19 protein-coding genes are annotated in these 22343 nt (G+C 42.5%); all 19 read right to left on the reverse strand.

Annotation, left to right across the window (positions count from 1 at the left end):
- Positions 1 to 437 precede the first annotated feature (437 nt).
- The 19 genes from ftsH to WKT11_RS07040 all read right to left on the reverse strand — a co-directional run bounded on the left by ftsH (position 438) and on the right by WKT11_RS07040 (position 22275).
- Positions 438 to 2288: an ATP-dependent zinc metalloprotease FtsH gene (gene ftsH, locus WKT11_RS06945; RefSeq protein WP_117843998.1), complete on the reverse strand. Its 1851-nt coding sequence runs from the start codon at positions 2286 to 2288 to the stop codon at positions 438 to 440.
- A 16-nt stretch (positions 2289 to 2304) separates the two neighbouring features.
- On the reverse strand, positions 2305 to 2835 hold the full coding sequence (gene hpt, locus WKT11_RS06950) for a hypoxanthine phosphoribosyltransferase (protein ID WP_117677066.1): 531 nt from the start codon (positions 2833 to 2835) through the stop codon (positions 2305 to 2307).
- On the reverse strand, positions 2828 to 4219 hold the full coding sequence (tilS, locus tag WKT11_RS06955; protein ID WP_243010066.1) for a tRNA lysidine(34) synthetase TilS: 1392 nt from the start codon (positions 4217 to 4219) through the stop codon (positions 2828 to 2830). The genes hpt and tilS overlap by 8 nt, the downstream gene beginning before the upstream one ends.
- A 61-nt stretch (positions 4220 to 4280) precedes the next feature.
- Complete coding sequence (locus tag WKT11_RS19975; protein ID WP_117843996.1) at positions 4281 to 5774, reverse strand: SpoIIE family protein phosphatase; 1494 nt, start codon at positions 5772 to 5774, stop codon at positions 4281 to 4283.
- 211 nt (positions 5775 to 5985) lie between these two features.
- A complete protein-coding gene (locus WKT11_RS06970; protein WP_340283425.1) occupies positions 5986 to 6198 on the reverse strand; it encodes a septum formation initiator family protein in 213 nt (70 codons plus the stop codon).
- 62 nt (positions 6199 to 6260) lie between these two features.
- Positions 6261 to 6719, reverse strand: coding sequence for a spore cortex biosynthesis protein YabQ (yabQ, locus tag WKT11_RS06975; protein WP_117843995.1), 459 nt, complete (start codon positions 6717 to 6719; stop codon positions 6261 to 6263).
- A 3-nt stretch (positions 6720 to 6722) separates the two neighbouring features.
- Positions 6723 to 7004 carry a sporulation protein YabP gene (yabP, locus tag WKT11_RS06980; RefSeq protein WP_117677070.1) on the reverse strand — a complete coding sequence of 94 codons (282 nt, stop codon included), beginning with the start codon at positions 7002 to 7004 and terminating at the stop codon, positions 6723 to 6725.
- A 209-nt stretch (positions 7005 to 7213) separates the two neighbouring features.
- Positions 7214 to 7453, reverse strand: coding sequence for an RNA-binding S4 domain-containing protein (locus tag WKT11_RS06985; RefSeq protein ID WP_008707948.1), 240 nt, complete (start codon positions 7451 to 7453; stop codon positions 7214 to 7216).
- A gap of 144 nt (positions 7454 to 7597) precedes the next feature.
- Positions 7598 to 7876, reverse strand: coding sequence for an HU family DNA-binding protein (locus WKT11_RS06990; protein WP_117677071.1), 279 nt, complete (start codon positions 7874 to 7876; stop codon positions 7598 to 7600).
- 169 nt (positions 7877 to 8045) lie between these two features.
- The gene (locus WKT11_RS06995; RefSeq protein WP_178761681.1) at positions 8046 to 9050 is read right to left on the reverse strand and encodes a phosphotransferase; all 1005 of its coding nucleotides are present in this window, start codon (positions 9048 to 9050) and stop codon (positions 8046 to 8048) included.
- A gap of 150 nt (positions 9051 to 9200) precedes the next feature.
- Complete coding sequence (locus tag WKT11_RS07000) at positions 9201 to 10523, reverse strand: CCA tRNA nucleotidyltransferase (protein ID WP_340283434.1); 1323 nt, start codon at positions 10521 to 10523, stop codon at positions 9201 to 9203.
- 113 nt (positions 10524 to 10636) lie between these two features.
- Positions 10637 to 12076, reverse strand: a complete 1440-nt coding sequence (gene proS, locus WKT11_RS07005; RefSeq protein ID WP_117677073.1) for a proline--tRNA ligase — start codon at positions 12074 to 12076, stop codon at positions 10637 to 10639.
- 465 nt (positions 12077 to 12541) lie between these two features.
- A complete protein-coding gene (locus tag WKT11_RS07010; RefSeq protein ID WP_117677074.1) occupies positions 12542 to 13033 on the reverse strand; it encodes a deoxycytidylate deaminase in 492 nt (163 codons plus the stop codon).
- Between the two features lie 101 nt (positions 13034 to 13134).
- Positions 13135 to 13566: a ribose 5-phosphate isomerase B gene (gene rpiB, locus WKT11_RS07015; RefSeq protein WP_117677075.1), complete on the reverse strand. Its 432-nt coding sequence runs from the start codon at positions 13564 to 13566 to the stop codon at positions 13135 to 13137.
- A 78-nt stretch (positions 13567 to 13644) separates the two neighbouring features.
- Positions 13645 to 14706, reverse strand: coding sequence for an L-threonylcarbamoyladenylate synthase (locus WKT11_RS07020; protein ID WP_119244192.1), 1062 nt, complete (start codon positions 14704 to 14706; stop codon positions 13645 to 13647).
- Between the two features lie 418 nt (positions 14707 to 15124).
- Positions 15125 to 17365: a DUF2298 domain-containing protein gene (locus WKT11_RS07025; protein ID WP_340283438.1), complete on the reverse strand. Its 2241-nt coding sequence runs from the start codon at positions 17363 to 17365 to the stop codon at positions 15125 to 15127.
- A gap of 92 nt (positions 17366 to 17457) precedes the next feature.
- Positions 17458 to 19635, reverse strand: a complete 2178-nt coding sequence (locus tag WKT11_RS07030) for a hypothetical protein (protein ID WP_340283440.1) — start codon at positions 19633 to 19635, stop codon at positions 17458 to 17460.
- A 202-nt stretch (positions 19636 to 19837) separates the two neighbouring features.
- On the reverse strand, positions 19838 to 20530 hold the full coding sequence (locus WKT11_RS07035) for an N-acetylmuramoyl-L-alanine amidase (protein ID WP_119244194.1): 693 nt from the start codon (positions 20528 to 20530) through the stop codon (positions 19838 to 19840).
- A 98-nt stretch (positions 20531 to 20628) separates the two neighbouring features.
- Entirely contained in the window at positions 20629 to 22275 is a 1647-nt protein-coding gene (locus tag WKT11_RS07040; protein ID WP_340283443.1) for a glycosyl hydrolase family 18 protein, read from the reverse strand.
- Between the last annotated feature and the right edge of the window lie 68 nt (positions 22276 to 22343).

A 22343-nucleotide genomic window follows, 5' to 3' on the forward strand; every position in this document is an offset into this window, starting at 1 on the left:
TTTTTTCTCTCCGATATTCCATGAAAATCCACATGTTTTTATATTTTTCGCAGTTTATCCTTGTGATATTTTCACAAATCCGATATAATGCAGCTATAATTAATTATTATTTTCGGTACAAAAACCTGTTTCCGAAAGTGAAGACATCGTATGAAAAAGATTATTTCAGGAATTAGCAGACAGTGCCATGTATATGGTAAAAAAATCAGGAAAAGACAATATCGTCTTTTCCTGGGATATCTGCTGATCAGCGTATTTTTAAGGCAGTAAAAAAGCCAGCGGGATAAGCTGGCTTTTTTGGAGAAGGTATTTCTTCTTATGGGGTGTAGCAAAAACTATATAATGTATTGGGGGGTTTTTACGATTTATATAATAGCATGAGGCAAGGAAAAAGTGTGCACAAACTTCACAAAATTCGGCACACTTTTTTGTATATATTATATATCGCTATTTTCTGTTTCGTTTTCTTCTGTTGTAAAAAGTGCTTCAAATTCGTCTCTGTGCACCTTTTCCTTCTCGAGAAGAAGCTTTGCACACCTGTGAAGAACGTCCTCATGCTCCAGAATAATCTTCTTCGCCTGGTCGTGACATTCACCGATAATACGGCGGATTTCTTCGTCAATTGCCTTGGCTACGTCTTCACTGTAACTTCTGGTATGAGCCAGGTCTCTTCCGATAAATACTTCATCATCGTCATCACCATAAGAGATCAGACCTAGTCTGTCAGACATACCATATTTCATTACCATGCTTCTAGCAGTAGCTGTCGCACGTTTGATATCGTTGGATGCACCCGTCGTAATATCCCCAAAGATAATCTCTTCTGCCACACGTCCACCTAACAGAGTCGTGATATCCTGCAGCATCTGTCCTTTGGTATTAAACATCTCATCATTATCAGGAAGCGGCATGGTATAACCGGCTGCACCCATTCCTGTCGGGATAATGGAAATCGTATAAACAGGATCCATGTCCGGAAGTACATGGAAAAGAATCGCATGTCCGGATTCATGGTAAGCTGTAATTCTCTTCTCTTTCTCAGAGATTACTTTACTCTTCTTCTCTGCACCGATACCGACTTTGATAAAAGCTCCCTTAATATCTGACTGAAGGATAAATCCTCTTCCCTGTCTCGCCGCTTCGATAGCAGCTTCATTCAGAAGATTCTCCAGATCAGCACCTGTAAATCCGGCTGTTGTTCTCGCGATCTGAGCCAGATCTACATCCTCTCCAAGAGGCTTATCCTTGGCATGAACGCGAAGAATCTCCTCTCGTCCCTTCACATCCGGACGTCCTACTGCAACCTTACGGTCAAAACGTCCCGGACGCAGAATAGCAGGATCTAAGATATCCACACGGTTAGTCGCTGCCATTACAATGATTCCTTCATTTACGCCAAAACCATCCATCTCTACGAGAAGCTGGTTCAATGTCTGCTCTCTCTCATCATGGCCGCCGCCCATACCGGTTCCACGCTGTCTTGCGACTGCGTCGATCTCATCAATAAAAATAATACACGGTGCATGGCGTTTACCTTCTTCAAAAAGGTCACGCACACGTGATGCACCAACACCTACAAACATTTCCACAAAGTCTGAACCGGAAATGGAGAAGAACGGAACTCCGGCTTCTCCGGCTACCGCTTTTGCCAGAAGTGTTTTACCTGTTCCGGGAGGGCCTACAAGCAGCACTCCTTTTGGAATTCTTGCACCTACTTTTGTGTATTTCTGCGGAGATTTCAGGAAGTCTACCACTTCCACCAGATCTTCCTTCTCTTCCTGCAGACCTGCAACCTTGTCAAATGTCACTTTCTTATTATCATCCGGGGATGACATTCTCGCGCGGCTCTTTCCAAAATTCATCATCTTGGCATTTCCACCGCCGCCGGCTGACATCTGACGGTTCATCATCATGATCAGAAAGATCACAAGTGCCCCTGTGAGAAGAACAGGAAGCAAAGTTGTCAGAAATACATTATCTCCAGGCACATCCTGAGTTGTAACATCAATATCGTATTTATTCAGCAGTGAGATTGCCTCATTGACATCTGTCACATAGACCTTTCTCTGACCGGAATCAGTGGTATCCACGATCACTGCACCGGTAGGAACTTCTCTGTTCTGCTGAATCGTTGCATCAACCACCTTGTTGTCTTCAAGAGCCTGTTCCAGCTGCTTTTGTGTGTAACTGCTCTGTGAAACCACCTGGTTATTCAGATAGAAATATCCGGCTACCAGAGCAATGATCAGCACCAGATACAGACCAATTCTGCTTGGCTGTTTGTTCACTTAGTTAAATCTCCTTTCAGTCTTCCCCCAGTTCCACTACTCCGATAAATGGAAGATTCCTGTACTTCTGCGCATAGTCCAGACCATATCCTACTACGAATTTATCCGGAATATTGAAGCAGCAATAATCAACTTTGACATCTTTGACTCTGCGCTCTGGTTTATCCAGTAATGTACAGAGACGGATGCTGTTTGGATTTCTCTGTTTCAGAATCTCAATAAGATAGCTTAATGTTCTTCCTGAGTCAATGATATCCTCTACGATCAGAACATCTTTGCCTTCCAGTGGCTGGTCAAGGTCTTTGACGATCTTTACAACACCGCTGGACTTTGTGTCGTCGCCGTAGCTAGATACGGACATGAAGTCAAGAGAAACCGGTACAGTAATTCTTTTGGCAAGTTCACATGTAAAGAATACACCGCCTTTTAATACACAGATTAAATGAATCTCCTTACCTGCATAATCCTTGCTGACTTTTGCTGCGATCTGCTTAATACGGGAATCAACTTCCTCTTCGCTGAGTAAAACTTTGATTTTCTCACTCATTTTGATATCCTCCTTGGTAATTTAATACTAACACCTTCCTGGTTTGGGGGTTAATTTTATACCTCTCATTCATCCGGCTTCCAACCATCCACAGAACCTCATTCTCACACACGACCAGAGGAATTTTCTCTCTCTGATCTGCCGGGATTTTCGCATCGATCATACAGCGATTGAGTTTCTTTGTGTTTCCCTGCGCATTGATGATCATGTAATCTCCGGTTCTTCTGGTTCGAATACACGGATTCTTTTTTATTTTATCATAATCCAGCCATTTCGTATACTTTTTTTCTTCAATCTTCTGTCCTTCATATAAAAATATTTCTGCTGAAAAGGTCCCCAGCGGACAGATAGCCTTTCCCGGAACTATAAGTTCCCACTCTTCTGTTTTCCTTTTTCTTCTCTCTTCTTTATTCAGAAGATAAAGTTTCACGCCATCATAATCTTTTCTTGCCTCCATACAATAGGGCAGGCTGATTTTTCTTCCCGTCTGCATTTCGTAAAGTGCAAGAACCTTCTCATAATGGACTGCGGATATGTCTTTCCGCCTGCCTGCCAGGTTTTCCATCGCCTGCTGTAATGCATAGGTCTGGATAATCTGAGGCTGCACAAAGAATTTTTCTGTAAAATAATATCCTGTATCCGTATGGAATTCTTCCAATATCTGAAGACTCTGGCAAGTAAGATATTCCTCAGCCTGAGAAATCCTCTCCGCTGTTTCAGACATATGTGCCACTGCTTTCGCATTTATTTCCTGCTCCAGCATAGGAAGTATATGATGACGGATCCTGTTTCGGGTATATTCATCTGACAGATTCGTGCTGTCCTGGATATGTGGAATACTCTCTTGCTCTAAATACCGGGCAATTTTTCCTCTGCTTAAACATAAGACCGGACGAATGATCTCTCCTGCCACCGGGCGCATCGTGCAAAGTCCGCGCAGACCGGTTCCGCGACATAAATTATGGATCATGGTTTCTGCCAGATCTTCTTGATTATGCGCCAGTGCGATTTTAACTTTCCTGTCTTCTGTATCGTTGCCCGGATTATTTTCTTTTTTCCACTTTTCTCTATAAAAAGAGATTTCTTTGCCAAAGGCTTCTTTTCTGACAATTCTTCCAGTCTCTTCTTCACCCAGTTTCCATTCCCTGCTCAGTTTCGGCACATCATAATAGTGGATACTGCATGGGATCTGCCATTCTTTGCAGATCTTTTCCACAAATCTGCTGTCTCTGTCAGCTTCTTGTCCACGTATTCCATGATGTACGTGAACAACCTTCAGTGAAAAATCCACTTCCTCCTGCAATTCTCTTAAAATATGCAGCATTGCCATGGAGTCACTTCCTCCTGATACACCTGCCAGAATCATATCTTTCTTTTTAATCATCTTGTTTTGCTTTATGTAAGCAAGAACTTCTTTCTTCATCATTTATCCTTTTTATGTTTATTTATTTCTTCCACACCCCGGCAACCAGAACAGTCATGTCATCTCTTGCATGGTAATCACTGTACCCCAGCACCCGCTCCAGGATTCCTCTGCCGAAATCCTTCGGTGATTCTTCATGGACATCCATGATGATCTCCTTCATGGTTTCTTCCTCTTTCTGGTCCGGAAGTGCATCCAGCACTCCATCTGTCATCATGATCAGGTAATCTCCATGATAAAGCTTTCTGGATGCCGTCTCAAAATCAATCTGCTGCACAAGTCCTGCTGCCAGGCTTTCCGAAGTGATTGACTCCACCCAGTGATCTCTTTTTATAAAAGTCGATGCCGCCCCTGCCTTCAGAAAATTGCAGATTCCAGTATATAGGTCCACTGCACATATATCTACTGTGGAAAACATGCCATCCTGGCCTTTTAATACCAGAGCGGAGTTGACCATTTTTGCAGCTGTTTCCTGGGAAAACCCAGATTCCATAAACTGCTCTAAAAGCTCTACAACTGTTTCACTCTCCTTACATGCCTCCATCCCTGAACCCATGCCGTCAGAAAGACACATTACAAATCTGCCCCCGTCTTCCTGTCTGCACACATAATTATCTCCGGAAATTTTTTCCTCTTCTCTGGTCAGCCTGGCTGCCCCGTAAAGAACCTGGTAACTTACATCTTCTATAAAATGAACTGTATGGTATTCTCCATTTACAATGCATCGGCTTCCATTTACAGGTACCATGGAACTTTCGCAGGATTTTGAAAGAAGCTGAGCAATCTCTGTCATGGAAATACACTGCCCGCTTCTGGCACGCATGGTGAGAAAAACCTGTCTGCGGCCTTTCACCTTATCCATCATCCATGCCTGACGAAGAATCACATGATTTTTTCTCAGGCTCTTGCGAAGGTCTTCCTCGAATTGTGGGGTGCACCGCTCCAGATCATACAGATCACTTGCCACATTTTCCATGATTCTGGAAACCTCCATCAGCTGCTGTGCCACCGCCAGTCGATTCTCGATCATCCGGTTATCCCATATCAGGTTCTGCTTCTCTCTCTGGAAGTTCTCCGCAACAGCTTCATAATACTGTACAGAACGGGGACATATGCTTGTCCAGTCAGCCCGGATGCTCCGAATATCATCCTCGTTTCCGCTCTCCATAGACCGCACCAGCGCTTCCACGCCTTTGCATAGTTCCTGTTTATGTTCACCCCAGCAGATTTCCCTCTGATAGCATCTGTAGCAGACTTTGGCATTTGTATCCTCCATGATCCGCTCAACCTGCCTGCTGCTCAGGTAATCTCTGCGATATGGCATTCCATAAAAAGTATCTGCCAGTTTCTGAAAAGATGCTGCGTATTTCTCTACCCGTTCTTTCTGAGGATGACCTTCCTGCAGAGTCAGAAGTTCCTGTGTATCCGGCAGATTTTCCGCTAAAATAGTTTTTGCCATGTCCCGTATGATCAGCATAATGCTGATAACGAGCATGGCAATCATCCATTCCTGCATATTCTTCTTCCCTCCCCCATATGTTCCCCTTACCCGTTACCGTCCACTTCATTCACAATAACACGCTTCGCGTAATACTGCCAGTAAACAGCAATCTTTATACTTCCTGTCAGAGGAATATTATATGAAAAAGGGTTCGAAATATCTGTCAAACCCAGGCGAAAATTTCTCAAAAGTTTTCGACATAATTACCGCTTAGGTAACTAACTTATTATTGTTGTTTCTTGAAAACAGTCTCATTATCTTTCACAAGTCCCAGCTTCTCTCTGGCGACTTCCTCTGTATATTCGTCTGTCTCCATATATTTCTCTAATTTATCAATCTCTTCTGTACGGTTCTGCTCATCTTCAATCTGCTGCTGAAGAATGGCGGCCTTAGCATCATATCCTGTGAGGCGTTCCTGAAGGTCATTACTTTCTAGCATAAGTCCTCCCAGAAGGACTAAAACAACCAGCGCAATCGCAAGCATTCCAAGAGAGTTATACCTTACTTTTCTCTTTTTCTTTCTTTTCTTAGAATTACCCAATTTGCCAGCCTTCCTTTTATAGCACAATTATACGCTTTATACCACAGAAGTTTACATCTTTTGACCGGAAATAGCAACCATTTTATCAAAAATTTAATAATTATTACAGGAATCTCCAGGATTTTAGTACAACATTTTACAAAAATGTCTCCGATTGTTTTATGACAGGCATATGCTCCCAACAAAAATCCCAAAACCATAAATAAACGCAGGATTCCCTCATTTGTTCTGTAAATCTCCGAAAAAACAAAGAATGCGCAGCAAAGCCAGTACAGCAGATCTTCCGCCCCGGCAGCCTTGTCTGAATGTACAAAGACATTTCGAATTGCGATCAGAAGATCATAACACAAAAGGAGAACCGCTCCCGCAGCTATTGTCTGAACCAGTAAAAGTAATTCATGATGAATAAATGTACTCATCTTTTACCGAAACATCCTTTTGAGAAAAGATTCCTCCCTGTTATCTGTATTCTTTGACAGATAGGTAAGACTGTCCACTTTTCCTTCCAGATCTACTTCTCCTTTTTCCAGATCAAGCTGCTTCACATGAAGCTGTTCTCCCTTTATTACAAGTTTACCTGCCTGTGTAAAAAGCAGGATTTCTTTTTCATCAAAGGATTTGACATCCTTTACTCCGGTAATTCTGCCACCCTGACGGTTCTCCAGCATCAGGCTGTGAGGTGAAAGTATTTTCTTATCTTCCATCGCCGCCTCCTGTTCACCGCCTCCCGTCCTCTTGTCCGGAGACTATGAACTTCTGACATATCACTTATCAATAGTTTATGTTCGTAAACTATAAAATAGACAACAATCTATTACTTTTTTATATCTGCAACATCTGTCTGTACTATTACTATTCAATAACGTAAACAAATACTCATAATCAGATTGGCAGTTTTTATATTTTCAGACTGTTAAAGATATTTATACATACTCTCTACGTCTTCTTTTTTCACAGTTTCTTTCACATCCAGAACTTCCACTTTTACATTCTTGCTTCCGAACTGAATTTCGATGGTATCTCCTGTCTTTACCTGTACAGAGGCTTTGGCTGGTTTATCATTTACCAGGACTCTTCCCGCGTCGCAGGCTTCGTTTGCCACTGTACGGCGTTTGATCAGACGTGAAACTTTCAGATATTTGTCTAATCGCATATGCTCTTCTCTCCTATATTCTTTATAATCTGATATCAAGGTCATAAAGTCGTTCGTGCTTGCATGTTAAGACTTTTCATCCTGACATCATATCTGTAAGTAACAAAAAGGGGGAACTTTCGTCCCCCCTGGTTATCGCTTTAATTATTTACCGTTAACCATATCTTTTAAAGCTTTTCCAGCTTTGAATTTCGGTGCCTTAGAAGCTTCGATCTTCATTGTTTCACCAGTCTGAGGATTTCTTCCCTCTCTAGCAGCTCTTTCACTTACTTCAAATGTACCAAATCCAACTAACTGGATTTTTCCGCCATTTTTCAGTTCTTTAGAAACGACATCAACGAAAGATTTCAGAACATCTTCTACGTCCTTCTTGGATAAGTTTGTCTCTTTCGCCATAGCTGCTACTAATTCTGTTTTATTCATGGTGTTTCCTCCTCTAATGATCTCTTTCTTGTTTGGTGGCATCTGCCAAAAGCGACAGAGCTCTATCTTCTATATATATACCTTTTTGCCTATATTGTCAAGGTTTTTCAAAAGATTCGGGCGATTCTGCACACCCTCAAAACGCAGTTTTGGGTACATTTATCAATCTCTAAAAATCACCCGGATAATCCTGAAAACATTCATATCCGAAATTTTCCCATTTTTCTCTTTGTCTGATGAGATTCTGAAGCTTTTCCACATTTTTCTCAGAGATCCATACCTTCTTGTGTGAATAATAATGATTGGCAAGCTTCCAGTATTTTTCCGGATATGTGAAACGAACTCTTAAGTATTGCCACTCTTGAGACGATATCGGACGGATTTTATGATATTCCCGGAGCATTTCCCTCGCAAGCTTCAGGTCCCAGTTGTATTTTTCGAGGATTTTTCTCATAAAGCAATACAAATCTGACATCTGAATATCAAAGCTCCAATGTCCGAAATTCGTCACCGCAGTTTTGTCTGTATCACTTTTCAATATTAAAATATTGTGCTGATTATATTCCCCATGACAGACCTGACCTTCCTTCCAGGCTTTTTCCCTGAGATTTTCATATTCTATCTCTTCTAAGAGTTCTACTGCATACTGCGCTCTCTGTAAAAAACACTCCACGCTGGCCAGATAGTCTTTTTCAAATACACAGGATGCCCCTTTTTTTCGTATAAATTTGCGGATTTTGCGAAGTTCCTGATTATGTCGGAGATACACATCTTTCAGGGACTTTTCCCTGTATTCCTCCACAGGTTCCATTTTCATTAAAATATGTAACCTTGCCAGCGTCCGAACACTTTTTAAGATATCCTCCCGGGATTTAGTATCACACTCTCTCCCTTCATACCAGTGCTGAAGTGTAAATCTTTGTTCATCCTTATCTTTGCTGATCAGACTATCCTGTGTATTCTGTAAAAAATAATCTGTATTTATACCATTTTTCTGAAGATAGAGCAAAAGTTCCTGTTGTTTTTCCAGCTTCTTTTCAGAGCCACGAAATTCCCTCAAAATTAAAAGTCCCTGCGCTGTATAGCAAAGCAAAGCCCCCCTTGTCCTTGCAGAACGGTCTGCTGTCAGCTCATATTGAGCCAGAGTGCTAAGTCCGTAATCATACAATGACATATCCCCCTCTTATCTTAATACTTTCTATACATATGAAAAAAATCCGGGGGATATACCCTCGGATTTTTAATACTGTTGTTGTCCGTCCTGTTGTTACCGTTCACTTCGTATCCAGTAACGTATTTTGCCATGCATAGACTTTGCAGCTATTTACTTTTCTAACATACTTAGCAATATTTCTTTCTGATTCTTCTCCGGTGCTGCAAGAACTTCTTCCAAAAGACGATTCAGTGTCTCTCCGATTTCCCGTCCCGGCTTATATCCGGCTTCAATCAGGTCTTTGCCTGTGACAGCAAGTGTCTTTAACGATACGCACTGATGCTCTTTCAGAATAATTTCGTAAGCTTCTTTCACTTTATCCAGGCGCTCCTGCTTTTCAACGCGTTTGTAGTCGCTCTGCGCCCGCATATCCGCCTGCTGCACTTCCAGATAATATGGAAAAAGATCCTCTCCAATGCGGTTTACTGCGCGGCGTACCGACTTCGTCGTCCCTTCCGGTCTGTCATCATGCCATTTCACCAGACGGATCACCTTGCGTATCGTGTCATTGTCGAATTTCAGGCGACGAAGAATCTGCCCCGCCATCTTTTCACCTGCACTTCCATGCGTTTTGAAATGGTCTCTTCCATTCTCATCTGTTTTTCGCACAACGGGTTTACCGATATCGTGAAGCAGCATCGTAATACGAAGAACTCTGTCTGCGCGCACATAGCAGAGACTGTGCAGGATGTGCTCCCCCACCGTATAACAGTGATGAGGGGTATTCTGTGGTGTTTCCATGCAGGCATCAAATTCCGGCAGAAACTCTGCTGTGATTCCTGCTTCATAAGCTACTCTGAGATAATCCGGATGAGGTGACATAAGAAGTTTCACCAGTTCCACCTGAATTCGCTCCGCACTGACATGCTTTAAATTCGGCGCAAGAACCTTTAACGCTTTGCGGGTTTCCTCTTCAATAGTAAATCCCAGCTGTGCACTGAAACGGACTGCACGCATAATACGAAGTGCATCTTCTGTAAAACGCTCCAGCGGATCTCCCACGCAGCGAATGATATTTTTGTCGATATCTTCCATTCCTTCAAAAAGATCCACCAGACCTCTTGACGGATTATATGCCATGGCATTAATCGTGAAATCCCGGCGTTTCAGATCTTCCTCAAGACTGGCTGTGAAGGTTACCTCCTTCGGATGTCTCCCATCCTCATACTCACCATCTACACGGTAAGTAGTAACCTCATAGCTCTCTTTCTCCATGAGGACAGTCACCGTTCCATGTTGCAGACCGGTGTCTACCGTTCTGTGAAACAGGGCTTTTACCTGTTCCGGCTTCGCAGATGTAGTGATATCCCAGTCATCCGGGTTGCGGCCCAGAATAGAATCACGAACACAGCCACCTACCACATAAGCCTCATATCCTGCATTTTCAAGTATGTGCAAAATTGTTTCCGCGTTTTTTGGTATTTCTAGAATCATATGACCATCCTTATCTTTTTTATTTTGCTACAAAACCGGCACTCAGATTTTTCTGTTGCCGGTTTCCATAAGCAAATCAGACAAATGTCATTCCCTGATCTGTCACTTTCTAATTAGTATGCTCTGCCCCAGTAAACCATCTTCTTAGCCGGTTTTCCGCAGCATACGCAGACATCGCTTAAATGTTCCTGTTCAAATGGCATACATCTGGATGTAGCCTGAACATCCTCTTTGATCTTGTCTTCACATGCACGGTCACCGCACCACATAGCTTTTACGAAGCCTGGTTTGTTGACAATTGTATCTTTAAATTCTTCGTAGTTTGTAGCGACATAAGTATGAGCATCTCTGTGTGCACGGGCGCGCTCCAGCATGTCTTTCTGGATTGTTTCCAGAATCTCCTGTACTTTCTCTACAAGCTCTTCAAATGTAACTGTGTATTTCTCTCTTGTATCACGACGGCAAATCACAGCCTGTCCATTCTCGATATCCTTCGGACCGCATTCGATACGGATCGGAATACCACGCATTTCCTGCTCTGCAAATTTGAATCCCGGGCTCTTGTCTGTGTCATCTACTTTTACACGGACTCCTGCTGCCTTTAATGCTGCAAACATTTCGTCTGCTTTCTCCAGAACGCCTTCTTTTCTCTGCTGGATCGGAATGATGACTGCCTGTGTCGGAGCGATTCTCGGAGGCAGTACCAGACCGCTGTTGTCACCATGTACCATGATAATAGCACCGATCATACGTGTTGTCATTCCCCAGGATGTCTGATGTACATACTGAAGTTTGTTCTCTTTATCTGTATACTGGATGCCGAATGCTCTGGCAAATCCGTCACCAAAGTTATGGCTTGTACCGGACTGAAGAGCTTTTCCATCATGCATCAGAGATTCGATTGTGTAAGTAGCCTCTGCACCGGAGAATTTCTCTTTCTCTGTCTTCTGTCCCTTGATAACCGGGATAGCAAGTACTTCTTCACAGAAGTCTGCATAGAGGTTCAACATCTGAATTGTACGTTCTTCTGCTTCTTCAGCTGTAGCATGAGCTGTATGGCCTTCCTGCCATAAGAACTCACGTGAACGAAGGAACGGACGTGTTGTCTTTTCCCATCTTACTACTGAACACCACTGATTGTATACTTTTGGCAGATCTCTGTGAGACTGGATTTCTTTTGCATAGAAATCACAGAATAATGTCTCAGATGTCGGACGTACGCACAGACGCTCCTGAAGCGGATCCAGACCGCCATGAGTTACCCATGCAACTTCCGGTGCGAATCCTTCTACGTGATCTTTCTCTTTCTGAAGAAGAGATTCCGGGATAAAGATTGGCATGTATACGTTCTGTACACCTGTCTCTTTGAATCTTCTGTCCAGTTCATGCTGGATGTTCTCCCAGATTGCATATCCTGCAGGTTTGATTGCCATGCAGCCTTTAACGCTGGTATATCCGCACAGTTCAGCTTTCTTTACAACGTCGGTATACCACTGGGCGAAATCGTCTTCCATAGATGTGATGGCTTCTACCAGTTTCTTGTTGTTTGCCATGATTTTTCTCCTTTTTATGTGATTGTGTTGATCCTGTCAGGAACTTTATGCTACAGGAACTTCCGAAAAATCCCCGCATTTTCCTGCTGTTCCATTTTACAGGATATAGTCGCGGCGGAATGCGGACAAAAAAAGAAGCCCAGCATCCCTCACAAGGGACCGAAAGGCTTCGGCGGTACCACCCTAATTAGCACTGTGCCCAAATGCCTGCACACTGCTCGCTCTTCTTCCGATAACGCAGGAAAAAACGCCGTACTTCAATTGCACGGGGCTCCGAGGCCGGTTCCATAACTTGCGCACAAAATCCTTCCACCACATGGATTCCTCTCTGGGATTGCTCCTTATGTACTATTCTCTTCATCGCCGTAAATATTTCGCATTTAGTTTTATTTTATGCGAAATGACAGAGCGTGTCAAGAGCCAAATTACGTTACTGTTCACTCCTTTCTCAATAACATAGCCAAATTACACTTCTATCGTAATCTTTCTCCCTGTCCGGTTATATTTATAATAACGAACTCCCGCTGCATCCAGCATTCTCTTGGACGCGATCACTGCCGGAGTGTCCGCATATTTATCGCAGTCATAAACAATCGTTTTAATCCCGGCCTGAATAATTGCCTTGGCACATTCATTGCAAGGGAAAAGAGAAACATAAAGTTTCGCTCCTTCAAGGCTTCCGCCTCTGTAATTAAGAATCGCGTTCAATTCACTGTGTGTCACATAAAAATACTTTGTATGCAGGTCGTCTCCCTCGCGCGCCCATGGAAACTCATCATCTGAACATCCTTTCGGAAAACCGTTATATCCCATAGACAGAATCTTATTATCCTCACTTACGATACAGGCTCCCACCTGAGAATTCGGATCCTTTGAGCGCATTCCTGACATCATGGCAACTCCCATAAAATATTCATCCCATGATAAATAATCCGTACGTTTGCAGTTTTTATCCATCGTTAACCCCTCCTACTTGCAAAGACAGCCAGAGACTGCCCGAAAAGCCGGGAACATTCCCACTTTATCTTCGAGTCTCTGGCCATATTGTTTTTTCAAATTTATTCCGTCTCTATCTGATTAATTCTTCTGATATGTCTCTCATCATTGGAGAATGGTGTGTTTAAGAATGTATCTACGATTTTTACTGCCAGACCAGGTCCTACAACTCTTCCGCCGAGAGCAAGAATATTGGCATCATTGTGAAGTCGGGTTGCTTCTGCTGTAAAACAGTCCGTACAGACAGCAGCTCTGATTCCCTTAATCTTATTTGCTGTAATAGAAATTCCAATACCTGTTCCGCAGATCAGGATTCCCTTCTCACATTCCCCGTCAAGAATTGCATGCGCAACCTTCTTTGCATATACCGGATAATCTACAGAAGCCAGACTGTCACATCCATAATCTTTATATTCGATTCCCTTCTCGTCCAGATATTTCTTAATCTCCAGCTTTAATTCATATCCCCCATGGTCGCACCCTAAAGCTATCATTCTTTTTTCCTCCTGAAATTCAATTTATTTGTAACTGTTCAGTTTCCTCACAGTTAGCAGACCACTGAATAGTTACCTTTATTTCTCACTATCCACCCGGATAATTTTATGTCCCGCAGCTTTCAGCAGACGATTCATAATTGCCTGTCCCATTCTCGGTGTATAAAATGCCTCTGAATAAATAGATTTCACCGCGCTCTGGTCAAAATCTCTGAGCACCTCATACAGATGATGTGCAATACTCTCTTCCTCTTTCCTGCTTCCGATACTCACTACCAGACCTTCCGGATATCTGTCCTTCGTTTCATCCGTAGCAATAATACCAACCTGCTCTCCATGCTCCTTCGCCTGTGCCGCAAGCTGATTAATTTTATCAATAACAGCCTCCTGCGCTCCTTCCACAATAGCCAGATCAGCCTTCGGTGCATAATGACGATACTTCATTCCCGGCGCTTTCGGACGTACTTTACTATCTGCCGCGATCAGCCCCTTATCCATCCTCACATCACCAAGAGTCTCCTGAAGCATCTCCAGAGAAATATAACCAGGTCTTAAAACCACCGGCACATCCTCTGTAAAATCCACAATCGTAGATTCCAGTCCAATACCGACCTGACCACCATCAATGATCATCTCAATCGTCTCTCCAAGATCCTCTTCCACATGCTGTGCAGTAGTCGGACTCGGTCTTCCCGAAGTATTTGCACTCGGCGCCGCCACATAACCACCAGCAGCTTTAATCAGTTCCTGCGCGATCCTGTCACTCGGAAAACGAACAGCCACACTGTCCAAACCTCCCGTAGTCTCCTGCGGTACCAGATCAGACTTCGGAAGAATCATAGTAAGCGGTCCCGGCCAGTATTTCTCAGCCAGAATCTTCGCCTTCTCCGGAACCTCAGCCACGATCGGAGCCAGCTTATCAAACTCCGCAATATGCACGATCAGAGGATTATCCGACGGTCTTCCCTTCGCAGCATAAATTTTCATAGACGCCTGTGGATTCAAAGCATCTCCGCCAAGACCATACACCGTCTCCGTAGGAAATGCCACCAGACCACCCTGTTTTAAAATTTCTCCACCACGACGAATCGCTTCCATATCAAGCCTATCCGCAGTCATGGATACAACTTCTGCTCTCATTAATTTCCTGCCTTCTTTTTATCTCATATATTTTTATTATTTTATCTCATACTTCATATTGTACACGATTTTTATGATTTTGTCTCTACATTTATTACGATTTCCTATCCAATCCAATCCAGCAACACACCTTCTCTACTTTCACAGCCAGAACCAGTGTAGAAAAATAATTCATTTTGTGTGCATTTGCAGGGAACTAAGATATTCTTAGCCGCCAAAAATATGCGTTATGAGAAATCAGAGACACTGTCTGAGCCGCAGGCGAGTTTGGCTCTGATTTCTCATGCCTTTAGCAGATTTTTGGCGGCTTAGAATATCTTAGTTCCCGAAACCGCACACAAAATGAATTATTTTTCTACGCGTCCCTTTGCCAGCAAACAAAAACAGCGGTCCTAAAGCCGCCATTTTTGTTCTGCTATTATTTCTCAACCTTCAAAATATAAGTCCCATAATTCTCATCCCGGAACACCACCGTTCCAACAGAATTCAAGACTTCTTCATTCAGCTGCTCCCCATATTTCTCCCGCTCCGTAGAACCGACAAAAATATAAGAAACATCATACTCCTCCAGGAGTTCTCTCACATATTCTTGATCCGCAGAAGTATAAATACTCTCAATATCCGCACTCTTCTGATTCAGATCCGCAGTATCATCTCTCCAGAGCCATTCGTGTACATACCAGCCCAGCACTGTCGGCAGACCAGTCATAGCAGAAACTCTTTCATATTCACTATAACTGTCCCCATTCGCCTCAAGCACAACCGGTGAACCCTTGACATTCTTCTTCAGCCACTGAATGCCAGCCACGTCCTCCACAAAACTATTCTCCAGGAAAGAGGTCGCATTCAGGCCCTTATACTCTGATACATTCCATACATTTCCAAACCATGCATGAACACTGTTTCCAAAATATCCAAATGTCCAGCAAAGCAGCACCAGTCCGATAACAGACAGAACCTTAACTACCTTCTTACGTGCTGTCGCCAGCATTCGGAAAATCCCATATCCCATGGTCATTCCAAACAACATATACGCCTGATAAGTCAGCTTAAACATCGTATTCGCTCTGGCATTTCTGCTTTCGTAAATATCTCTTACATAAACAAACTCCGGAATTACAATCAGTCCGATTGCACAAAGCCCCATAATAATCACAAACAAATCTGGTACGGAAATTGCTTTCATCAGTCGATACAGACTCCGGTTTGCTCCACCGCGAAGTTTTTCCCAGATAATGCAGACGATCAGCAATACTGTCAGAAATACAGGCAGTCCCCAAAGAATCAAAAGCTGATGAATCATAGAGTGATTCTGTGCAATTCCGACACCCTTAAACATACTGTCAAACTGTAGCGTAAACGGCAGAGAAACCACATAAGAGATCACGATGATCTCAACAGCCTGTACCACCGTCACCGACAATATCTTCTTTACTTTCCCCTCAAACTGGACAATGTTTGTAAAAAGCACCACTCCACCGGTTACAACAAAATAAATGATGAAATCCCAGAAATTTGTAAACCGGAACATTCCTATCATTACTGCTGCCAGGATAATATGTGGTATCAGCAGCTGTCTCTTCCAGAACTGCTTTCTTCCAGGTCTCTCGATCACAGCCTCTCTCATACGTACACTACGCATCCATGTATACAGAAGTCCAACCAGAAAAAGCACAAACATTACATTTACCACATGCGCATGAAGATCACCCAGAACAAAGGAATAGCATGGAAATTCATGGATTGTCTTATCCTCCAGCACATCCGGATTATATCCGATATAGCGGGTTGCATCCGGGAACCAGTAACTGTCCACTTCTTTTCCCTGAAGTTTCTGAATCCACGGAATAATCTTACTATAAACCACATAATGCATATTTCCCGCAATCGATACGGAAAGACCGGCAGTGATTCCCGCTAACACCGGCACATATCGTTTCTTTCCTGTCAGATTTCCCTTTAGCTTGTCCACAGACATCTGATAAACCAGTGAAAAAGGAAGAACAAAAGCAAATGCCGCCACAAAAGTTCTCATCAGATTGTAGGTAAGCTCTACTTTACTTCCTGTTAATTTCGTGAGAAATACTGCAAAATACTGTCCGCCATAATAATAATTGATAGTACCTTCTGAATACCACAGATCCCTTGCCGGCAGTGTCGTACTCCGCATCATGGCTTCCATAAAACCATAATCCATAAACTTCTCAGTTCCATAAGCCTGCGGACGGAATCCTGCAAAATATGTCCACATCAAAAAGAATGCAAAAAACAGGATTTCCTCCCAGTAAACCAGATTTCCCTTTCCGGTCGGAATACAGTCAATTCCCTTCTTCACCTGAAAATGGTATAAAATACCACATCCAACAGCACACGCCAGAGACACGCCAATACATGTCAGCGCAGTAAACGGCAGAATCTTTACCGTCACAAGCAGCCATGTAAGAAATCCTGTAACCGTAATTGCCAGCACTTTAGAAAACATCCAGCCCTTATCTTCAAATCCTGCAAACAGTCTCCCAGTCAGCGGCATTGCCACCATTCCCATCAGAAACGCCAACAGCCACCATGTCCAGAATGTCCATACATCCCCTTTCAGTAAAAAAGCAGACAGTCCTGCAAGCGCTGCCGCCAGAAGCACTCGTGGTGCCCATTTTTTCATCCGTATCTCCTCCTATTCGTTTATTAATCAAGCGGCTAAACCTTTCCTCTTTTGCTATTTACTCATAGCCAGATAACCGCTTCTCAATTTGCTTAATTCGTTTTATATATCCGGATTCTTCCATCCTGAGTCTCGTAAACCTTCTCATATGTCGCAGCAATTGTTTCTTCCTGACACACCTGCTGTTCAAACTCAGAGCCTTCTTCAAACAGAATATAAGTAATCTTCTCCTGTTTTACAGTGCTTTTTAAAGTCTCACTGTCGGATGTCGTATAAATCGTTACCGCCTGCGCTGCTCTGTAATTCGTGTCATATCCTGCCGACCATGCATAATACGGCCATCCACAATAAAGCATCACACCAGACATTGTCACCTCATTCATACTATATTCCGGAGTCAGAAGCAGATCATTTTTATCCAGATGTTCTGCAAGCCAGCAGGTAAGATCACTGTTCATATTTACAGCCACACGTCTGCCCGGACCATTTCCCTTCACAATCACCGCAAAATCATAAATTCCGGTTATGCTAAGACATATGGTTAATATTGCTGCCAGTACCTTCCCGGCAAATTTCCTGATTTTTCTATCTCTACCAGTCTTAACGTCTGACTGGCTGGTTTCTTTTTTTATTTCATTTTCTATATCTTCGGTCTTTCTTTCATCTGCAATCTGAACATTCCGATTCACTCTTTCCCCTGTCCAGAGATTGCATATTGTCCATGCCCAGAAGATTGTCAGAAACGCATAAGAAATCATGATATATTTATGATTTACATTAATATCCGGTGTCATCAGAAGTACAAACGCAAAAATTGTTGGAAAGATAAATCCCAGCAAAATTGCTCTCTCCCGCCTTCTCATAAACCACACCAGCACTAACAGACCAAGAAAAAACACTCCACTCATCCAGAACAGATATTGCACCACTCCCCAGACAGTCTTATCTTCCGCCAGAAATCCCAGATAAATCTGCGGACTCATCGCACTTCCAGAAATAAATATTTTTGTCTGGAGATATGAAAAGAAAATCGTCACTGCGGCCATGATCAGATAATCCAGTTTTCCATCCGAAAAAACTGCAAATCCGCACAGAATCAGCAATCCGCCGATTACTGCGGCCCCATTCCAGAATGCACACAATCCGAGAAACAATCCCATAAGCAATGCCTGCTCCAGATTTCTGCTTCTCCATCCTTCTTTTGAAAAAAGCCTTTTCTTCATCCAGACGAAGCCTTTTTCCTCATGCATTGTCCCAGCTTCCAGCCAGTCCATAAACAGATATAATGCAAGCGTCACCATAAGAAGCCCAAATGCCAGATGTCTCTGATTCAGATAAACATTAAAGTTCCACAATCCCCAATTTTCATTGGTCGTATATCCAATGAAAGAAACATTCTCAGTCAAAGTCTCCAGCAAATTTCCAGCCTGTATATGTTCCCACACAAATCTAAAAAAAGCCATGCCGCTTCTGAAGAAAAACAGAAAAATCGTTAAAACACCGCAGCACATTTTCCCTGTGATCCGAAGTGCCAGCTGATACAACAGCATAAGAAAGCCAGTCAATGAAGTAAGGCTCACAATATTATAAGCAACATCCATGCGCATTCCCAGATATTCCAGATTTCCTGCCAGAAACTGAAACATAAAATGGTATTTTACATCTGCTCCTCCATAATGAGGATACTGTGTCGGGAAATTATTCCCCATAGAAAAAGAACGTATCATAGCCGTATGTGGCGCATAGTCTCCATATACAGTCAGTCCAGAATACAGAATTCCATCTTTCATGTAGAAAACATAGAACATCATATATGTAATAAATGCTGCCAGCAGTCCAAACAGGATTAATTCCTTCTTAAATCTGCTTTTATCTGTTATCAGGTTATCCATAGAGAACTTTCTGCTCTTTTTCTTTAATTTCCTGTCCTGATCAATCTGCTCAGTCAGACCTATCTCCATATTTGATCTTATCAAACTTGAATGGCTTCTGTATTTCTGTACTTCGATCAGTATTATAAATATCAATACGCCTGCCATTCCAATAGCATTTCCATATAAAAGTGGATTTTTTACTTTTCCAATCACACTGAAAAACCACGAAATGATATACACTACCCAAGTCAGCAAAAGCGTGCCTACTCCAAACGAAGCTGGCAGGGTAAGCCAGATACGATTAATAAAAGAAAACTTCGTTCCCTCTTCTATCAGTATCTTTGAAGCTTTATATCCCAGTATTCCCGCAAGAATCAGATAAATTATTCCAAGCATAATTTCTCCCTGTATGTTTTTACTATATTTGTATTCTGACTATAGCATTTGCTATAGTCCACTCAAATCTGTATCAGTATAGCAAAAAACTCTTCCTATTAAAAGTCAGTTCACATAAAATAAACAATTTTATCAACTATCCCTTGCAATCCGTAAAGAATTATCCCACTTATCACTTAAGCAGCTATGTTATAATTTTTTGCTATTTATTCTTACTGAAATACGCATCGATTCCCTCAGATATCGCATCTGCTACTTTAAGCTGATATTCATCTGTCTGGAGCAGCTCTGCCTCCTGTGGATTCGTCAGAAAACCACACTCCACAATATTCAGAACACTTTCACTTCTTTTCAGCAGATAATAAGTCTTATTCCCTTTCGCCACGCGCGGGCGCTTTACATCCAGCCTGGTGTTTAATTTCTCCTGAATCAGTTCTGCCAGACTTTTTCCCTGAGCAGAATCTTCATAATAAAATACCTGAGGTCCGTAAACTGCCGAATCCTGATAACTGTTCTGGTGAATGCTGATACATAATACCGGCTTACACTCCTTTACCAGCGCAATTCTCCGCTGCATATCCTGTGCTTTCTGATTCCTGCTTTCCTCATCATAAAGTCCCTTATCCTCTTCCCTTGTCATAATTACGGTAAAACCTTTTTTCTCCAGAATTTCTCTCAGTTTCATGGCAATCTGAAGATTAATTCCTTTTTCCTCCAGTCCGCCCACTCCGATCATTCCCGGGTCCGCGCCGCCATGTCCCGCATCCACCAGAATAGTCTTTGAATTATCAGTTGTTGCCATAGTGCCCGCTACCTGCGCAGCCTGCTTTGATAAGATCAGGAAACTCACAAGAAGCAGACACGCCATAAGCAGCTCCAGTCCATATTTTTTCATAATAAAAAACACCTCCTGAGACATTATCTGCAAGATTCAAAAGCTTATCACTTTCTAATTACTATACTTAATATATGTCTCAAGAGATGTTTTTTATTCTAATTCAGATTATCACTAATTACCTGCCAGATACCGCTATTTTCAAATCCAAGTTTCCATGCAGAAACTCCTGCAAGATTGTATTTCGACACAAGCTTAACCTTCTCCGCGATTGACTGAGAATCCTCAATCCAGATCTGATAGGTAGAATTATCAATATCATATTTTCCATAATTCTGAGATGTCGTCTTATCCCAATAGGTTTCCACATTATTCTCGGAAATCACCTGCTGCGCCTGATCCATACCAATTGCCTCACTGGTTACATTTCCGCCAGTAGTTCTCCACAATCTGGTATAGAACGGTACTGCATTGATCACACGCTCTGCCGGAACTTCTGCCAGAGTATCCTGAATTCCCTGTTCTACCCATGGAAGAGATGCGACAGAGCCCGCTTCAGATCCCACATAATGTTCATCATATCCCATAATGATCACGTAATCGACAACTCTTCCCTGTTCAGCGCGGTCATAATGACTGGTGAAATCTTCCGGAACCGGATTATCCACAGAAAGGACCAGATTATTCTTATGACACTCTATAGAAAGTTCTCTCAGGAACTCCAGAAAATGAATTCCAACATCTTCGCTGAGAGACTCGAAGTCCACATTGATGCCATCCATTCCCACACTTGTCGCAGCCTGAATCAGCTGACTGATAATATTCTGTCTTGCCGCAGTATTTGAAAGTGTCTCGGTCGTACTTACTTCCTGTGTAAAGTTATCGATCAGCCCCCAGACTTTAAGTCCTTTCTCATGAGCCTGTGCTACGTAATCTGCACTTGATATGTTTGCAATATTTCCAGATGTATCAAGCAGATAGAACCATGTCGGTGAAATTACGTTTACACCTGTCATATTTGCTGTTGCATCTGCAAAGTAAGCATTTGCATCCGTAGAAGTAACCTGATGCCATACCATATTGACCTTTCCATCCATTGTCAGGTATGAATACTGTTCTCTCTCAAAATTTCTGTCGAAAGTTGTCTCCGATGCTTTACCGACATTCTTCTTATCTATATAGCCAATATATCCATCATCTGTGGCTACCTGATCCCAGTTATCCAGTTCCTCAATAAGTCGAAGCTGTGCCCCTTTCTTTACCGAAGTGACAACCGGTGATTTAATTCCTCCGCGGTAACGTATACTTGTATTCTTTTTAACTGTAACAGTCTTTATATTATCAAACTGATACTGTATGGCAATTCTGTATGGCTCCTTACTGATATACGCATCGATATCTGTATACTGCTGTATATAGGTGAGATTCAGATATACTGTATCGTCCTTCAGCCATACCTGGTCACCTGACTCAGATGATGCAGCTACCGTGGTAAGCTCTGATGGAGTTGCATAAAGTACCTGCTGATTCGCAGAATCCCAGTAGTATCTCTGATTCAGATATGTATTGACTACATTCAGAGGCAGATAAACTCTGTCTCCGTCTACCAGGCCGCGCTCATCCAGTTTCTCAGTTCCCAGAACTATTGCGATCTCGCCCTCTGCCATTTCTCCATAATACTCATTTAAATCCATCTTCTCACCTGATGGGATATACTTCATCACTACATGACTGACAATTCCAAGTACTGCAACGAGAATGACCAATACCACAACTGCAACTATTGGTTTATATTTTTTATCCATATTTTTCTTCCTTTCGGTGTGATGTTGCTTCTGGTATTAGTATATCATAAATTATTACAATTGTATTG

This window comes from Blautia sp. HCN-1074 (assembly GCF_037890165.1).
GTDB lineage: Bacteria > Bacillota > Clostridia > Lachnospirales > Lachnospiraceae > Blautia_A.

Bases quoted from the DNA above. Each gene is read 5' to 3' on its own strand.
- hpt (WP_117677066.1), bottom strand. From the start codon at position 2,835: ATGAGTGAGAAAATCAAAGTTTTACTCAGCGAAGAGGAAGTTGATTCC.
- tilS (WP_243010066.1), bottom strand. From the start codon at position 4,219: ATGATTAAAAAGAAAGATATGATTCTGGCAGGTGTATCAGGAGGAAGT.
- WKT11_RS19975 (WP_117843996.1), bottom strand. From the start codon at position 5,774: ATGCAGGAATGGATGATTGCCATGCTCGTTATCAGCATTATGCTGATC.
- WKT11_RS06970 (WP_340283425.1), bottom strand. From the start codon at position 6,198: ATGCTAGAAAGTAATGACCTTCAGGAACGCCTCACAGGATATGATGCT.
- yabQ (WP_117843995.1), bottom strand. From the start codon at position 6,719: ATGAGTACATTTATTCATCATGAATTACTTTTACTGGTTCAGACAATA.
- yabP (WP_117677070.1), bottom strand. From the start codon at position 7,004: ATGGAAGATAAGAAAATACTTTCACCTCACAGCCTGATGCTGGAGAAC.
- WKT11_RS06985 (WP_008707948.1), bottom strand. From the start codon at position 7,453: ATGCGATTAGACAAATATCTGAAAGTTTCACGTCTGATCAAACGCCGT.
- WKT11_RS06990 (WP_117677071.1), bottom strand. From the start codon at position 7,876: ATGAATAAAACAGAATTAGTAGCAGCTATGGCGAAAGAGACAAACTTA.
- WKT11_RS06995 (WP_178761681.1), bottom strand. From the start codon at position 9,050: ATGTCATTGTATGATTACGGACTTAGCACTCTGGCTCAATATGAGCTG.
- WKT11_RS07000 (WP_340283434.1), bottom strand. From the start codon at position 10,523: ATGATTCTAGAAATACCAAAAAACGCGGAAACAATTTTGCACATACTT.
- proS (WP_117677073.1), bottom strand. From the start codon at position 12,076: ATGGCAAACAACAAGAAACTGGTAGAAGCCATCACATCTATGGAAGAC.
- WKT11_RS07010 (WP_117677074.1), bottom strand. From the start codon at position 13,033: ATGGATAAAAACTGCAAACGTACGGATTATTTATCATGGGATGAATAT.
- rpiB (WP_117677075.1), bottom strand. From the start codon at position 13,566: ATGATAGCTTTAGGGTGCGACCATGGGGGATATGAATTAAAGCTGGAG.
- WKT11_RS07020 (WP_119244192.1), bottom strand. From the start codon at position 14,706: ATGAGAGCAGAAGTTGTATCCATGACTGCGGATAGGCTTGATATGGAA.
- WKT11_RS07025 (WP_340283438.1), bottom strand. From the start codon at position 17,365: ATGAAAAAATGGGCACCACGAGTGCTTCTGGCGGCAGCGCTTGCAGGA.
- WKT11_RS07030 (WP_340283440.1), bottom strand. From the start codon at position 19,635: ATGCTTGGAATAATTTATCTGATTCTTGCGGGAATACTGGGATATAAA.
- WKT11_RS07035 (WP_119244194.1), bottom strand. From the start codon at position 20,530: ATGAAAAAATATGGACTGGAGCTGCTTATGGCGTGTCTGCTTCTTGTG.
- WKT11_RS07040 (WP_340283443.1), bottom strand. From the start codon at position 22,275: ATGGATAAAAAATATAAACCAATAGTTGCAGTTGTGGTATTGGTCATT.